This is a genomic window from Bradyrhizobium sp. USDA 4369 (assembly GCF_054056435.1).
The window spans coordinates 2807802-2822533 of record NZ_JBSRYH010000001.1; the positions used below are offsets into that span (position 1 = coordinate 2807802).

At 66.1% G+C, this 14732-nt stretch carries 14 protein-coding genes; 6 read left to right on the forward strand and 8 right to left on the reverse strand.

The features are described from left to right. Positions 1 to 27 precede the first annotated feature (27 nt). From ACVIJ6_RS12720 to ACVIJ6_RS12740, 5 genes are all read right to left on the reverse strand, one after another. Entirely contained in the window at positions 28 to 486 is a 459-nt protein-coding gene (locus ACVIJ6_RS12720; RefSeq protein WP_456773004.1) for a hypothetical protein, read from the reverse strand. Between the two features lie 1037 nt (positions 487 to 1523). After that, positions 1524 to 2990, reverse strand: coding sequence for a L,D-transpeptidase family protein (locus ACVIJ6_RS12725; protein ID WP_456773005.1), 1467 nt, complete (start codon positions 2988 to 2990; stop codon positions 1524 to 1526). A 316-nt stretch (positions 2991 to 3306) separates the two neighbouring features. Next, positions 3307 to 4269 carry an acetyl-CoA carboxylase carboxyltransferase subunit alpha gene (locus ACVIJ6_RS12730; RefSeq protein ID WP_012047314.1) on the reverse strand — a complete coding sequence of 321 codons (963 nt, stop codon included), beginning with the start codon at positions 4267 to 4269 and terminating at the stop codon, positions 3307 to 3309. Between the two features lie 218 nt (positions 4270 to 4487). Further along, positions 4488 to 5444, reverse strand: a complete 957-nt coding sequence (xerD, locus tag ACVIJ6_RS12735; protein ID WP_456773006.1) for a site-specific tyrosine recombinase XerD — start codon at positions 5442 to 5444, stop codon at positions 4488 to 4490. A gap of 171 nt (positions 5445 to 5615) precedes the next feature. Continuing rightward, positions 5616 to 5762 (reverse strand): hypothetical protein, encoded by a 147-nt coding sequence (locus ACVIJ6_RS12740; RefSeq protein WP_012047312.1) that lies wholly within the window; start codon positions 5760 to 5762, stop codon positions 5616 to 5618. Positions 5763 to 5993: 231 nt separating this feature from the next. On the opposite strand from ACVIJ6_RS12740, the gene ACVIJ6_RS12745 reads away from it, so the two are divergent. From ACVIJ6_RS12745 to ACVIJ6_RS12755, 3 genes are all read left to right on the forward strand, one after another. Then, positions 5994 to 6707: a shikimate kinase gene (locus ACVIJ6_RS12745; RefSeq protein ID WP_456773007.1), complete on the forward strand. Its 714-nt coding sequence runs from the start codon at positions 5994 to 5996 to the stop codon at positions 6705 to 6707. After that, the gene (gene aroB / locus ACVIJ6_RS12750; protein WP_456773008.1) at positions 6704 to 7852 is read left to right on the forward strand and encodes a 3-dehydroquinate synthase; all 1149 of its coding nucleotides are present in this window, start codon (positions 6704 to 6706) and stop codon (positions 7850 to 7852) included. Before ACVIJ6_RS12745 ends, aroB begins: the two co-directional genes overlap by 4 nt. A 75-nt stretch (positions 7853 to 7927) precedes the next feature. Then, a complete protein-coding gene (locus ACVIJ6_RS12755) occupies positions 7928 to 9232 on the forward strand; it encodes an HlyC/CorC family transporter (RefSeq protein ID WP_012047309.1) in 1305 nt (434 codons plus the stop codon). Positions 9233 to 9295: 63 nt separating this feature from the next. Here the strand turns inward: ACVIJ6_RS12755 and ACVIJ6_RS12760 are convergent, their stop codons facing one another. Continuing rightward, positions 9296 to 9565 carry a BolA family protein gene (locus ACVIJ6_RS12760; protein ID WP_041751115.1) on the reverse strand — a complete coding sequence of 90 codons (270 nt, stop codon included), beginning with the start codon at positions 9563 to 9565 and terminating at the stop codon, positions 9296 to 9298. A 110-nt stretch (positions 9566 to 9675) separates the two neighbouring features. On the opposite strand from ACVIJ6_RS12760, the gene ACVIJ6_RS12765 reads away from it, so the two are divergent. Continuing rightward, complete coding sequence (locus ACVIJ6_RS12765; protein ID WP_456773009.1) at positions 9676 to 10317, forward strand: J domain-containing protein; 642 nt, start codon at positions 9676 to 9678, stop codon at positions 10315 to 10317. A 44-nt stretch (positions 10318 to 10361) separates the two neighbouring features. Here ACVIJ6_RS12765 and ACVIJ6_RS12770 read toward each other — a convergent pair whose 3' ends face one another. Then, positions 10362 to 11450, reverse strand: coding sequence for a citrate synthase/methylcitrate synthase (locus ACVIJ6_RS12770; RefSeq protein ID WP_456773010.1), 1089 nt, complete (start codon positions 11448 to 11450; stop codon positions 10362 to 10364). Between the two features lie 83 nt (positions 11451 to 11533). Here ACVIJ6_RS12770 and ACVIJ6_RS12775 point away from each other — a divergent pair, with 83 nt between their 5' ends. Continuing rightward, positions 11534 to 12757, forward strand: coding sequence for a citrate/2-methylcitrate synthase (locus ACVIJ6_RS12775; protein WP_456773011.1), 1224 nt, complete (start codon positions 11534 to 11536; stop codon positions 12755 to 12757). Between the two features lie 15 nt (positions 12758 to 12772). Here the strand turns inward: ACVIJ6_RS12775 and ACVIJ6_RS12780 are convergent, their stop codons facing one another. Beyond that, complete coding sequence (locus tag ACVIJ6_RS12780; protein ID WP_456773012.1) at positions 12773 to 13429, reverse strand: DedA family protein; 657 nt, start codon at positions 13427 to 13429, stop codon at positions 12773 to 12775. Positions 13430 to 13722: 293 nt separating this feature from the next. Between ACVIJ6_RS12780 and cobS the strand changes: the two genes are divergently transcribed. After that, entirely contained in the window at positions 13723 to 14721 is a 999-nt protein-coding gene (gene cobS / locus ACVIJ6_RS12785; protein ID WP_456773013.1) for a cobaltochelatase subunit CobS, read from the forward strand. Positions 14722 to 14732 lie beyond the last annotated feature (11 nt).

Sequence of the window (14732 nt, forward strand, 5' to 3'; positions counted from 1 at the left end):
CCAGGATCAGCAGCAACTCATCGCGTGTTACGCTTTGGCGGGCGTGTCGATTTTCACAACGCGTGCATCGACGACGCGCGTGCCTTCGAGTTCGCGCACGATGCGCTCGTCGGGAGCGACCTCGCCGAGATCGAAGTCCCGCTCGGGCGTGATCAGCATCACGCGGCGGCCGATGATGACGACCACGGTGACGTCGTGCTGTTCGCCGGAGACGGCCCATTGACGGATCTCGGCGTGGTAAGGGGCACGTCGCCAAGCGTCAGGAACACCGGGGTCACAGCGGACCTCGATGCCGTCCTCCGACGTCGTCAGCACGAATCTGGCCTTGTTCGGCTGCCAGGCCTTGTCGAGCAGATCATTCACCAGCCACAGACAACTGAAATCGCGACATTCGGTGGGCCGATCCTGATAGATCGTGCAGCCTTGCCGCGGTCGGCAGTACGGGCACCAGGCCTGTGCGGGTTTCGCGAGCTGCTCGATCTCCATGACCTTGCAGCATAGCGTGCAATCGCCGCAGCGTTTCGAACTGTCGCTCGAGGATGTCATGCCGGCATCGTCTCGCCGATAGGTCCGCGTATCAAGGGCGTGCCCGTCGGGCGACTCGGTCCTGCGTCCCGCACGCGGCAGAGGTGTCCGTGCCTCGCCGCGATGAAACGCCCTGCGCCAACAAAAACTGATTTTGCCTGCGCGATCTGGCTGATTTGGGCTGTCCAGTCGCATCGGTAAAAATATTGTGCTTCGCTTTTTCGGAATCCTGTGGTCTTCTCTCGGTTGTCCCGCCTCATCGACGAGGGGCGCTGCGCGGTCGTCACGAAGCGTGGAGTGCGGGATGTGGTGGGCGGGCCGGTTTGCAGCGTGACTTGATCGCGCCGACGAACAACACCGGCCCGACCGGTCAAGTCGCGTGGTCCTGGCCTCCCGAAGCTGAGGTCAAGTGTGCGGTGATGCGCTGGACGCGCGTCCTGCAGATGACGGTGGCCAACAAGCCCGGCGCACCGGGGAGATCGCGAAGCAGCCGTTCAAACCATCGCGCAGGGAGGGCCGGGTCGTTCCGGCTGGACCTGTGGTAACTGCCGCCTGCATTTTCTTCCGCAGGCGGGCCACGGGCCTCAGTCGAGGCCCGGCCTTCCCTGCGCCCTCGCTTCGGCGAGGGTCAGATCAATGAATCGAATCCCTCGGACGCGAAACGCGCTGCGAGAACGCAGGCGCACATCTCCCGCATGCAGCTCGAGACGATTTGCGACAATGGCGCCAGGACTGCGCTGCCCGCCCTCCGTTGGAGGGGGAGGGTCGATCGCACGCGAAGCGGGCGAGCGGGGTGGGGTGACCCCTCCGCGGACGCCGGTGCGCGTGGGGGGATCACCCCGCCCCGCCTCACGTTTCGCTTCGCTCTCCGCGAGGCGACCCTCCCCCTCCAGGGGAGGGTGGAGGTCGGCCATCAGCCGTCATTGTCGGACAAGGGCGGGGCACGGCGCCCGCCGCCGGATATGGTGGCAGCGAGCAGGCGGCCGGCGAGCTCCGGCCTACTTGAATCCGGCGAAGCGGCTGTCGAACGAGTTCGACGGCAGCACCGGCGTGGCGCCGGAGACCAGCGCGGTCTGGGTGGACGCCGAGGCGGTCGTCGCCGGCGCGTCGCCGGCGGCGGGCTTGTACGGCGGCCGTGCGGCGGCCTGCTTGGTCTCGGCCGGCTTGGCGGCGACCGGCTTCGGCGCCGGCTTGCTCTCGGCGGGCTTGACCTCGGCGGTCTTGCTCTCGGCCGGCTTCGCCGTCGCGGTCGTGTCGGCCGCCGCGTTCCCGCCAATGCCGACCTTGCGGGCGAGGTTCGACATGAAGCTTGGCTTGTCGGGCGCGCTGACGGTGGCTACCCGGGTCGAGGGGGGTGTCGCCGCGGTCGGTGCGGAGTCGGCTGGGGCAGCGGCGACCTCGTCCTCGGTGGGCGCACGCGGCGGATTGACATGACCCGGGATGGTGCCCGGCGCCGGCGTGAAGTTCGCGAGCGACAGCCCTGGTGCCTCGCCGGGAACCGACAGGCCCGTCGATGCGCCCGGCACGCGCGCGGCGAAGATCGGATTCATGCCGCCGTCGATGCCGGTGTTGAGCTTGGCCACCGGCGTGCCCTTCGCGACGAGTTTGGCATACTCGGCCTCGTCGGCCTGCTGCTTCTCGCGCACGGCCGTCGTGATCTCGTCGGGCACGACATAGGCCGGGCACTTCGCGGCGGCGTCGAACACCGGATCATGCGTGGCGCCGGGCGGCTTCTGGGCATTAAACACGTATTTCTTCTCGCAGAAGTCGACCTTCGGCTCCTGGCGGGTGACCTCGAAGGCGTCGTAGCCTTCCTTGATCATGCGCCAGAACGGCATGTTCGGGTTGTTGCGATGCCGGGCCATGTTCACCGGCGTCATCCGGAACGGATAGGCCTGGAACTGGAAGGCGCGCTGGCCGCCGAAGAAGGACTCACGTCCCAGCGCATAGATCTCGGCGATCTGCTCGTCGGTCATCGCGAAGCAGCCGCGCGAGGAGCAGTCGCCATGCACCATCAGCTGCGAGCCCGTGCGGCCCAGCGCCTTGTCGAACGCGTTCGGATAGCCGGTGTTGAACGAGAGATAATAGGCCGATTGCGGGTTCATCTGGCTCGGATTGATCGAGTAGAAGCCCTCCGGCGCCTGGCGGTCACCCTCGCGCACCTTCGGGCCGAGATCGCCCGACCAGCGGCAGATCGGATAGGTCTTGAGCAGCGCGAACTTGCCGGAGCGGTCCTGCTTCCAGACCTCGAGTTCGGCCTCCTGCTTGAACACGCGCACCAGGATCGGCGACTGCGTATCCATGTCCTTCTCGGCGATGGCTGCCACCAGCTTGGGCGGCACCGGCTGATTGGCCTTGGCACTGGTGGCGAGTGCGACCTGATCGCTGTTGCAACCGGTCAGCAGCGCACCGGCGGCCAACGCCGCCGAGGTCATCAGAACCCGGACGAAAGCGCGGTTGATCAAAGCGAAGCTCCCCGCAAACCCAGCATGCCGCAATACCCCCAGTTTCGTCTCGATCGATCGGCCGGGAAGCTGGATGGATCCCGGATCGACCATGCGTCATGCCACCGTCAAACCAATGATTAAAATTGTATCCGTTGCTCCGAAGCGCCGCAACCCGCGGTGCAGCGGTGCCGACGCGCCCTGGCCCTTGTGGTCAACAAGTTCTAAACATCAGACGCCGACGGCGGGGCCGAAATACGGCCAAACGGCTGGAAAGACTCACAAAACCGCGAGCGGGATCTGCCCTGAATGGGCCCTCGGCAGGGCCGCTCCGGGCTCAGCTCAGCTTGCGCCCGATGTCGATGAACTTCTGCCGGCGCTGCTTGCGGATGGCATCGGCGTCGAGGCCCTTCAGCTCGTCGAAGGCCTGGGCGATGGCCTCTCCGGTCGCCGCGATCATCGCGGCGGGGTCGCGATGGGCACCGCCGACCGGCTCCTTCAGAATGGTGTCGACCACGCCGAAGCGCAGCATGTCCTGGGCGGTGATCTTCATGCTGTTGGCCGCTTCCTGGGCCTTGGTGCCGTCGCGCCAGAGGATCGAGGAGGCGGCTTCCGGCGAGATCACACTGTAGATCGCGTGCTCCAGCATCAGCACCCGGTTGGCGGTGGTCAGCGCGATGGCGCCGCCCGACATGCCCTCGCCGGTGATGATCGCCACGTTGGGGACGCCAAGCGACAGGCAGGCGTCGGTGGAGCGGGCGATGGCCTCGGCCTGGCCGCGCTCCTCGGCGCCGATCCCCGGATAGGCGCCGGCGGAATCGACCAGCGACAGCACGGGGATGCCGAAGCGCTCGGCCATCTCCATCAGCCGGACGGCCTTGCGGTAGCCCTCCGGGCGGGCCATGCCGAAATTGTGTTTGAGGCGGGATTCGGTGGTGGCGCCCTTTTCCTGGCCCATCACGCAGATCGGCTCGCCGCGGAAGCGGCCGAAGCCGCCCAGCAGCGCGGCGTCCTCGCCGAATTTGCGGTCACCGGCCAGCGGCGTGAACTCGGTGATCAGGCCGTTGACGAAGTCGGTGAAGTGCGGCCGCTGCGGGTGGCGCGCGACCATGGTCTTCTGCCATGGCGTCAGGTTGGCATAGAGATCGGCCAGCGCCTGGCCAGCCTTCTCCTCGATCCGGCTGACCTCCTCGCCGATATCGGTGCCGGCGGCGGCCATCGCCCGGAGTTCATCGACCTTGGAATCGAGCTCGGCGACGGGCTTTTCGAAATCGAGGTAGCTGCGCATGGGATCCGGCATGGAAGAGCTGAAGGAAGAGCGCTGGGAGACGAAATCGGTTCGGCCTTCGGACCTGAAGATCAATGTCCTCAGGAGCTTAGGGTGCGATCGGTGCGCCGCGGCCAGGCCTCATGCCAGGATCGCGGGCAGGATGGCGCTCTTTCGGGGCAGACGGGCGCGAAGTCAAGCGGGCCGCGCGCCGCGCCCAAGGATTTGGTTTCGGGATTGTGTGGGGCGGGTCAGGTCTCGGCGAGCGGGTGCAGGTCGCGCACCAGGCTCTTGAGCCGCTCCTCGACCACATGGGTGTAGATCTGGGTGGTCGAGATGTCGGTATGGCCGAGCAGGGTCTGGACGATGCGCAAGTCGGCGCCATTGTGCAGCAAATGGCTGGCAAAGGCGTGGCGCAGCACGTGTGGCGATACGAGCCGGGCCGGCAGGCCGCTTACCACCGCAAGCTCCTTGAGGTCGCGCGCGAAGTGCTGCCGGGTCAGATGGCCGCTCTCACCGAACGAGGGAAACAGCCATTTGCCGAAGGTGGCGCTGGCCTTCTTCTCTGGCTTCAGCGCATCCAGCGCCGCCAGATAATCCGCCATGGCCTGGCGCGAGGCCTGGTTCAGCGGCACCAGCCGTTCCTTGTTGCCTTTGCCGCGCACCACGATCATGCGGGCGTCATGGCGCGCCGCCGTGCGCGGCAGCGCCACCAGTTCGGAGACACGCAGGCCGGTCGCGTAGAGCACTTCGAGCAGGCAGTACAGGCGCAGCGCCCGCAGCCGTTGCGCCGGCGACGCATCGGCGGTCTCGGTCAGCTCCTTGGCGCGGGTCAGCATCCGGTCGACGTCGCCGATCGAGAGCACCTTGGGCAAAGGACGGCCGCGTTTGGGGCCGGACAGGATGGCGGCGGGGTCGTCGCTGCGGATGTGCTCGCTGAGCAGGAAGCGGAACAGATGCCGCATCGCCGACAGCCGCCGCGCCACGCTGGACGATTTGAAGCCTCTGGTGTCGAGATCGGCGAGATAGTCGCGCAGCGCCTGGGTGTCGGCGGTGGTGAAGCTGTTCGCCTTGCCAGCGAGAAACTCGGACAGATCGGTGAGGTCGCGGCGATAGGCGTCCAGCGTATTCTGGCCGGCACCCTGTTCGGCGGCCATCATGTCGAGGAACAGGCTCATCAGTCGGGCGTCCGAGGCCTTGACCTTCATGTCGTGAAATCCGCTGCGTCGGAGGCGATCGAATCAGGACCAGGAGTTCGCGCCGGCACGTCGAGCGGTGGCCTCAAATCTGGCCGATATCACGGCGCCGGGCCACCTCAGACAATCGTAAAAGTCTTAATCAATGCCCTGTGGCTTTTCGGTTCGCTGCAGCCATCCGGATCATTTCTTCTGGAACTTGTCCGGGGGGATCGTCACCGTCATCTCGCGCGGCTTCGGGGTGACGAAATTGGCAAGCGCATAGATCGCGCCATAGACCACGCCGACGATCACGGCGATCACGGTCAGGAAGCGGAACAGGCTGGGCATCGGGGTCGCGCGGGCCACCAGAAAGGGAACGGTTTCATCCAACATGTTCGCACCGGGCTTGCAAGTCCGCCGCTGCCCGACCTTCATCCGAAGACCGGTTCTCCCCCCTCCGTTATTCCGGGGCGCGCGCAGCGCGAGCCCCGGAACGAGATCGAATGCGAGCGCCCTGAGGGCGCAAGAGCGGAACAGGATGCCTTTGAAAGCGGCAAGGGCTGGGCTAGAAGCCTATTGATGACCGAACCGACACAATCCGTACCCAGCCCAGCCGCTCCGGAGGCCGCGATTACCGCGGCTCTCGGTAAGCGGCTGATCGTGCTGGTGGGCATGATGGGCGTCGGCAAGTCCACGGTTGGCCGGCGGCTCGCGGCGCGGCTGCGGTTGCCCTTCGTCGATGCGGATACCGAGATCGAGACGGCGGCCGACATGACAATCCCGGAGATCTTCGAATCCCGTGGCGAGGACTATTTCCGGAATGGCGAGGCCCGCGTGATCGCCCGCCTGCTGGAAAATGGTCCGGCGGTGCTGGCGACCGGCGGGGGGGCCTTCATGCGCGAGGAGACGCGCCACCGCATCCACGAGAAGGCGGTCTCGATCTGGTTGAAAGCCGATGCCGACGTGATCATGCGCCGGGTTCGCCGGCGGGCCGATCGGCCGCTGCTGCAGACCGCCGATCCTGAAGGCACGGTCGCGCGGCTCTTGAGCGAGCGCGAGCCGGTCTACCAGCTCGCCGACCTCACGATCTGCTCGCGCGACGTGCCGCACGACCGGGTGGTCGAGGATTGCATCGAGGCGCTGCAGGCGTTGCTGTTGCCCGCGCCGCAGGCCGAGGTCCAGCCTGCCACGCCGCAACCCGATCCGGGCCAGGCCGATCCCGTCCAGCCGGGTCCGGTTCAGGCGGATTCCATGCAGACCGACTCCATGCAGGCGATGAGCGCGCTCCGATGACCGCACCCCTGAAGACTTCCGATCCGATCATCGTCGACGTCGCGCTGGGTGAGCGTGCCTATGACATCGTCATCGGCCGCGGCGTGCTGGCCTCGCTCGGTCAGCGCATCGCGGCGCTGCGTCCGGGCGTGCGGACAGCGATCGTCACCGACCGCACCGTGGCCGCGCACTGGCTGAAGCCGACCGAGGCGATCCTGGCGGAGGCGGGCATTCCGTCGTCGACCATCGTCGTCGAGGAGGGCGAGGGCTCCAAGACCTATGCCGGCCTGGAAAAGGTCAGCGAGGCGCTGATCGCGGCGAAGATCGAGCGCAACGATCTCGTCATCGCGCTCGGCGGCGGCGTGGTCGGCGATCTCGCCGGCTTCGCGGCGGCCATCCTGCGCCGCGGCGTCGATTTCGTGCAGGTGCCGACCTCGCTGCTGGCGCAGGTCGATTCCTCGGTCGGCGGCAAGACCGGTATCAACTCGCCGCAGGGCAAGAACCTGCTCGGCGCCTTCCACCAGCCGGTGCTGGTGATCGCCGACACCGCCGTGCTCGACACGCTGTCGCCGCGCCAGTTCCGCGCCGGCTATTCCGAGGTCGCCAAATACGGCCTGCTCGGCGACGCCGGATTCTTCACCTGGCTGGAGGCCAACCACGCTGACATCGTCACGGGCGGTGCGGCACGCGAACATGCCGTCGCCACCTCCTGTCGCGCCAAGGCGGCGATCGTCGCCCGCGACGAGCGCGAGACCGGCGACCGCGCGCTGCTCAATCTCGGCCACACCTTCGGGCATGCCCTGGAGGCGATCACCGGCTTCTCCGATCGCTTGTTCCACGGCGAGGGCGTCGCCGTCGGCATGGTGCTGGCGGCGCAGTTTTCCGCCGAGCTCGGCATGCTGCCGCCCGACGATGTCATCAGGATCGAGCGTCACCTTGGGGCGGCCGGCCTGCCGACCCACCTGCAGGACATCGCCGGCTTCGCCCAGGAGGGAATCGGCGACGCCGACCAGCTTTTGGCCTTGATGGCGCAGGACAAGAAGGTCAAGCGCGGCAAGCTCACCTTCATCCTGATGGAGGCGATCGGCCGCGCCGTCATTGCCAAGGACGTCGATCCAGCGCGCGTCCGCGACTTCCTGCAGGCCAAATTGCACCGTCGCTGCTGATCTTGCGCGCTTTACGCCGCGTTGAGCAGTGGCGGCGCATCATCGGCGGCTTTCATCGAGGGTGACATCGGCGTCATGGACTGGATCACACTCACCATCGTTCTCGTCTGTCTCGGCGCCTCCGCCTTTTTCGCGCTGAGCGAGACCGCCCTGACCGGCGCCTCCCGCGCCTCGATGCTGCGGCTGTCGAAGCAGGGCAATCGCGACGCTGACGTGGTATCGAGCCTGTTCGACATGCGCGAGCGGTTGATCGGCGCGCTGCTGCTCGGCAACAACATCGCCAATATCGCCGCCTCGGCGCTGGCGACCGGCATCTTCACCGCCTGGTTCGGCGAGGTCGGCGTGCTCTACGCCACCGGCGTGATGACGGCACTGGTCGTGATCTTTGCCGAAGTCTTGCCGAAGACGATCGCGATCAACGCGCCGGATCGCGTCTCGCTCGCGGTGGCCCGGCCGATGCGCGCGACCGTGATCGTGCTCGGTCCGGTGCTCGCCGTCATCGAGGCGATCGTGCGCGTCCTGATGCGGCTGATCGGCTTCAAGGTCGGTGCCAATCAGCCGATCCTGTCGCCGACCGAGCGCCTACGCGGTGCCGTCGACCTGTTGCATCACGAAGGCAAGGTCGAGAAGCAGGATCGCGACATGCTCGGCGGTCTGCTCGACCTGCGCGAATTGCAGGTATCCGATGTGATGGTTCACCGCACCGAGATGGTGATGGTGAATGCGGACCTGCCGCAGGAGGAACTGGTGCGCGAGGTGCTGGCGTCCGAATATACGCGCATCCCGCTGTGGCGCGGCACGCCGGAAAACATCATCGGCGTGCTGCATGCGAAGGATCTGTTGCGCGCGATCCGCTCAGCCGAGGGCGATGTGTCGCATATCGATGTCGCGTCGCTGGCGCTGCCGCCCTGGTTCGTTCCGGAGATGCGTTCGGTGTCGGAACAGCTGAAAGCGTTTCGCCGGCGCAAGACGCATTTCGCGCTGGTCGTCGATGAGTATGGCGAGGTCGAAGGCATCGTCACGCTCGAGGATATTCTCGAAGAGATCGTCGGCGATATCTCCGACGAGCAGGACGTGCAGGTCGCCGGCGTGCGCGTGCAGCCGGATGGATCGGTCGTCGTCGATGGATCCGTGCCGATCCGCGATCTCAATCGCGCGATGGATTGGACGCTGCCGGACGAAGAAGCAACGACGGTTGCCGGTCTCGTGATTCATGAGGCGCGCTCGATCCCCGAGCGCGGCCAGAGCTTCACCTTCCATGGATTCCGCTTTCGCGTGCTGCGCCGGGAGCGCAATCGTATCACCGCGCTGCGCATCGTTCCGGTGCCGCGCGGCGAGACAGAGGAGACGCGGCCGCGCCGTGCCGGCACGGCGTTCTAATCATTGTCGCGCACGTCGGTATCAGGGCTTTGTTGCCACGGATCTGATGTCAGGGATCTGATGTCAGGCTTCGCCGGGCGCCTTCGCATGCAGCGCCAGCGCATGCACCGAGCCGGCAAGTTCCGCCGCCAATGCGGCGTTGATCAGGCGGTGACGATCGACGCGGCTCTTGCCGGCAAAGGCCTGCGACACAATATACACGCGGAAATGGGTTTCACCGCTCGGCCGGTGTCCCATGTGGCCTGCATGCAGATGTGATTCGTCCTGCACATCGAGGCTTTCCGGCGAGAAAGCTTCGCGCAACTTTTCAATGATAGCATCTTGGGTCCGCATGGTCTCTGGAAATACGCATCAAATTATTTTTCGTCAATCGGCGGTCCCCGCCTGAGGTATTCGCAATGTCAAGACTTGAAGCTTTTCGCGTTGCGTAGTCAAAGTCCGCCATGCCGATCGATTCAAACAAATTCTTCGACTCCATCCGCATCAAGCCCAAAAAGCAGGCTGCGCGGCAGCCGGTGCGCGAGGAGGCTCAGCCGTGCCAATGGCCGGACTGCACGAACCGGGGTTCGCATCGCGCGCCCAAGGGGCGCGAGAACCAGCGCGAATATTGGCACTTCTGTCTCGACCACGTGCGCGAGTACAACCAGTCCTATAATTTCTTCTCCGGCATGAACGCCGAGGCGGTCGCACGTTATCAGAAGGATGCGCTGACCGGACATCGCCCGACCTGGAAGATGGGCGCGAATACCTCGGCCAAGCGCGGCACCGGCAGCCCTGAGGCCGATCTCGGCGATGCGTCGGATCCGTTCAGCGTGTTCGCCGAAATCAACGGCCGCGGCAGTTGGCGGCCCAACCCGCAGTCGGCGCCCAAGGCGGAGACGCGCAAGGTCTTCAATGCCGAGCGCAAGGCGCTGCAGGTGATGGGCCTCGGCCCCGATGCGACCCTTGAGGACGTCAAGGTCAAGTACAAGGCGCTGGTGAAGCAGCACCACCCCGACGCCAATGGCGGCGACCGCTCGACCGAGGATCGCCTGATCGAGATCATCAAGGCCTATAATTACCTCAAGACCGTGGTGAAGGGCTGACGCGGCAGCCCGCCACGCTGCCGCGTCCGATTGTTCGAAGGCAGTCAGGGCTTCGGCCCGATATAGGCCGAGCTCGGCCGGATCAGTCGTCCCGTCCGCTGCTGCTCGCGGGCATGTGCGGTCCAGCCGGCGGCGCGTGCCACGGCGAAGATCGGGGTGAAGGCTTGGCGTGGAATCTTCAGCGCATCGAGCAGGATGGCGGTGAAGAACTCGACATTGGTATCGAGCACGCGCTCCGGATTTTTCTGCCGCAGCGCCGTGCGAATGTAGGCCTCGACTTCGCTCGCGAACGGCAGATCGGCGCCACTGCCGGCCAGCCGCGCGATCGCCGCCTTCAAGACGTCAGCACGCGGGTCGCGCACCCGATAGATGCGGTGGCCAAACCCCATCAGCCGCTCTCCACGCCCGAGTGCCGCATCGACCCACGGCTTGATGTTGTCGCGGGTGCCGATCGCATTCAGCATCTCCAGCACCGGCTCCGGCGCCCCGCCATGCAGCGGGCCGGTGAGCGCGCAATAGCCGGCGGTGACCGAGGCGAACAGGTCGGCCTGGGTCGAGGCGACCACGCGTGCGGCAAAGGTCGATGCGTTCATGCCGTGATCGCTGACCGTAACCAGATAGGTATCGAGCGCGGTGACCTCGCCAGCCTCTGGGGTGCCGCCGCGCACCATGCGCAGGGTGTCCGCGGCGTGGGTCGCGGTGGGGTCGGGAGCGATCGGCTGTGATCCCAGTGCGCGCTGGACGAGCGCGCCGGCGATGACGGGGCAGGCGCCGACGATCGTCGCCTCGTCGGAGAGTCCAGCTTCCGGCCGCAACGCGGCGACGGCCGCGCGGAAGCCGTCGATGATCGGCAGTTCGGCGGTGGCCGCCAGCAACTCGGGAAGTCGCGCAAAGGCGCGCTGGCGGGCAAGCCCGAGGCTGGCGCGGACCTCCGCGTCGCTGATGCTGCGCTTGGTCGCTGCGCTCCACAGCCGGGCGGTGACACCTTCGAAGCCTGCGCTGGCTGCAAGATCGGCCACCCGGCTACCGGCAATGATGAGCTCGCCCTGCTGACCGTCGACATGGCTGAGCACGGTCTCGGCGGCGGGAATGCCATCAAGGCCGATGGGGGACTTTGCGAGCTGAATCGTCATGGCGGGATCTCCTTGTGTGAATGATCACGCCGGTAAGATCCGCTCGGTCGACAACTTGATCAATCTTGATTAAGCTGATCAATATGAAAAAAGACAATGGCCTTTACCTATCGGCCCGCGAAGCGTCGGCCGAACTCGCGATCTCGCCTGCGACCCTCTATGCCTATGTCAGCCGCGGCCTCGTGCGCTCGGAGCCGTCGCCGGATTCGCGCAGCCACCGCTATCGCGCCGAGGACATCCGGGCCTTGAAGGAGCGGCGGGCGCCGGCTCCAGAGCCGCGGGTGTTCCGCAGCTTCGACGCAGACCTGCCGGTGTTCGATTCCGCGGTCTCGACGATCACCGAGGCCGGTCCGATCTACCGCGGTGTCAATTGCGTCGATCTGGCCGAGCGCGATTCGCTTGAACACGCTGCGACCCTGTTGTGGGACGTGACCGCGATCGACCCGTTCGCACTTGACAACATGCCCCACATCTCTGACGAGATGCGTCTGATCGCTGAGGCGGCGCGCCGCGCGGCGCCGATCGATCGGGCCATCGCCGTCCTGGCGCTGGCGACCCAAGCGGATCCTGCCGCGTTCAACCGCGCGCCCGACGGTCGTGCCCTGGTCGGCGCGCGCATCCTGCGCCTTGTCGTTGCGGCCATGCTGGACGCGGCGCCGTCCGCCGAGCCGCTTCACATCCAGGTCGCCAGGGCCTGGGCACCCGAGCACAAGCATGCACCCGACCTGATCCGCCGCACTTTGGTGCTGCTTGCCGATCACGAGCTGAACGCGTCGACCTTCACGGTGCGCTGTGCGGCCTCGACGGGGCTTAGCCTCTATGATGCGGTGATCGCGGGTCTCGCTGCCCTCAAAGGCCCGCAGCATGGCGGCGCCGGCGTGCTGGCCTCGCAGCTGGTGAAGACCCTGATCGATCGCGACGTGGCACCGCTGATCCGCGAGCGGGTGGCGCTCGGCGAGCGCTTCGCGGGCTTCGGCCATGGCGTCTACAAGCGCGGCGATCCGCGCGCGATCTCGCTGCTGGAAGCGCTGACGCGGGCCGGTGCGCCGCGCAAATTCACCCGCGAGGTGCCGGAACGGATCGCGGAGGCGACCGGTGAGTTCGTCAATATCGACTATGCGCTGGCCGTGCTGGTGCACAGCCTGCGACTGCCTGCGGGCAGTGAGCTGGCGTTGTTTGCGATGGCCCGCTGCGTCGGCTGGATCGCCCATGCCTGCGAGCAGCTGCAATTCGGCCGCCTGATCCGGCCGCGCGCCCGCTATACCGGGCCCGTCCCAGGACGCGGCGCCATTCTGGATCCGCTTTAGCGGATGCAGCTGCGCCTATTCGGCCGTCCCAGCCGCCAACTGGGTCTCGCGCCGCTTCCGCACCAGCCGCAGCACGAGCCAGGCCACGATCGTTCCGGCGACCGCCGCGATGATCCAGGTCGACTTGGCAATGTGGCTGTGATGCGGGATGCCGCCGTAGCGATGCAGCAGCTGCACCGCGAATACGCCCGGCAGAACGTGGGCGCAGGCCCACAGCGCGATCGCGGGAATGTTCACGGCATAGAAGCGGAGGGGCGGGATATCGAGCGCGCCCGCCGTGATCGGCACCACGGCGCGGATCGGGGCCACGAACCGGGCGAAGAAGATCGCGAGCGTGCCGAAGCGGTGGAAGAAGGCCTCGCTCTGCGCCACGAGGCGCGGATAGTTCGAGAACGGCCAGGTCGTGAGGATCTCGCGCTGCTGACGATGCCCGATCCAGAAGGCCCCGCCATCGCCGAGCACCGCGCCCAGAATAGCCGCGGCCAGCACCCATTGCAGCGTCAGCTCGCCGCCCGGAATCAGCGCGCTCAGCGCCAGGATGATGGTCGTGCCGGGGACCACCGAGCCGACGATCGGGACCGCCTCGAGCAACGCCGCCAGAAACAGGGTGAGATAGGCCAGTCCCGCATGCGCGGAGACGAAGGCAATCAGGGGATCGAGCAGATGGGCCACGCGGTTCCTGCTGGTGGGAAGGGTTGGAGGCTTATCGATAAGTAGGAACCTCGGCCCCGACTGCCACGTCGGAAGGCTGGACGCGACACTCGCGGCGAAACGGTGGCGCTTTCCGCAGGGCAGCCTTCCAAAAACGTCGTCCCATGCCTATCTCGATGATATAACGACGGAACTTTGATCAAGGCTTAGGCTTCTGCCCGCGCGTGCTCTCTGATAGGCTGGCGCTCGAAGCCCTTCAACCGCAGCCAAACATGAAATCTGGTTTCGGGAATGCCCGGGACCTCGGAGGATGAATGACGACCGCCGCTACGACCATTGCGCAGGAGATGACCGGTGTGCCCGACATGAAAGTGTCGGTGCGGCAGGTGTTCGGGATCGACAGCGACCTTGAGGTGCCGGCCTTTTCCGAAAGCGATCCGCACGTTCCTGAAGTCGACGCCGACTACCGTTTCGACCGCGCCACCACGCTTGCGATCCTGGCCGGCTTCGCCAAGAACCGCCGCGTGATGGTGACCGGGTATCATGGCACCGGAAAATCAACCCATATCGAGCAGGTCGCCGCCCGCCTGAACTGGCCCTGCGTGCGCGTCAACCTCGACAGCCATATCAGCCGCATCGACCTGGTCGGCAAGGATGCGATCGTGGTCAAGGACGGCAAGCAGGTCACGGAATTCCGTGACGGCATCCTGCCCTGGGCGCTCCAGCACAATGTGGCGCTGGTGTTCGACGAATATGACGCCGGCCGCCCGGACGTGATGTTCGTGATCCAGCGCGTGCTCGAAGTCTCGGGCCGGCTGACCCTGCTCGACCAGAACAAGGTGATCAAGCCGCACCCGGCCTTCCGCCTGTTCGCGACCGCCAACACCATCGGCCTCGGCGATACGTCGGGCCTCTATCACGGCACGCAGCAGATCAACCAGGGCCAGATGGACCGCTGGTCGATCGTGACGACGCTGAACTATTTGGCGCATGACGAGGAGGTCGAGATCGTGCTGGCCAAGGCCAAGCACTATCAGAACCAGCAGGGCCGCGACACGGTGAACAAGATGGTCCGGCTTGCCGACCTCACCCGCAACGCGTTCGCCAATGGCGACCTGTCGACGGTGATGAGCCCGCGCACGGTGATCACCTGGGCCGAGAACTCCGAGATCTTCGGCGATATCGGCTTTGCCTTCCGCGTGACGTTCCTCAACAAATGCGACGAGCTCGAGCGTCCGCTGGTTGCGGAATTCTATCAGCGCTGCTTCAACGCCGAGCTGCCGGAATCCGCCGTCAACGTGGCGCTGAGCTGACAAGGCGTCGT

Excerpts from the sequence above, each read along its gene's own strand:
- ACVIJ6_RS12720 (WP_456773004.1), bottom strand. The coding sequence starts at position 486 with ATGGAGATCGAGCAGCTCGCGAAACCCGCACAGGCCTGGTGCCCGTAC.
- ACVIJ6_RS12730 (WP_012047314.1), bottom strand. The coding sequence starts at position 4,269 with ATGCCGGATCCCATGCGCAGCTACCTCGATTTCGAAAAGCCCGTCGCC.
- xerD (WP_456773006.1), bottom strand. The coding sequence starts at position 5,444 with ATGAAGGTCAAGGCCTCGGACGCCCGACTGATGAGCCTGTTCCTCGAC.
- ACVIJ6_RS12740 (WP_012047312.1), bottom strand. The coding sequence starts at position 5,762 with ATGCCCAGCCTGTTCCGCTTCCTGACCGTGATCGCCGTGATCGTCGGC.
- ACVIJ6_RS12745 (WP_456773007.1), top strand. The coding sequence starts at position 5,994 with ATGACCGAACCGACACAATCCGTACCCAGCCCAGCCGCTCCGGAGGCC.
- aroB (WP_456773008.1), top strand. The coding sequence starts at position 6,704 with ATGACCGCACCCCTGAAGACTTCCGATCCGATCATCGTCGACGTCGCG.
- ACVIJ6_RS12755 (WP_012047309.1), top strand. The coding sequence starts at position 7,928 with ATGGACTGGATCACACTCACCATCGTTCTCGTCTGTCTCGGCGCCTCC.
- ACVIJ6_RS12760 (WP_041751115.1), bottom strand. The coding sequence starts at position 9,565 with ATGCGGACCCAAGATGCTATCATTGAAAAGTTGCGCGAAGCTTTCTCG.
- ACVIJ6_RS12765 (WP_456773009.1), top strand. The coding sequence starts at position 9,676 with ATGCCGATCGATTCAAACAAATTCTTCGACTCCATCCGCATCAAGCCC.
- ACVIJ6_RS12770 (WP_456773010.1), bottom strand. The coding sequence starts at position 11,450 with ATGACGATTCAGCTCGCAAAGTCCCCCATCGGCCTTGATGGCATTCCC.
- ACVIJ6_RS12775 (WP_456773011.1), top strand. The coding sequence starts at position 11,534 with ATGAAAAAAGACAATGGCCTTTACCTATCGGCCCGCGAAGCGTCGGCC.
- cobS (WP_456773013.1), top strand. The coding sequence starts at position 13,723 with ATGACGACCGCCGCTACGACCATTGCGCAGGAGATGACCGGTGTGCCC.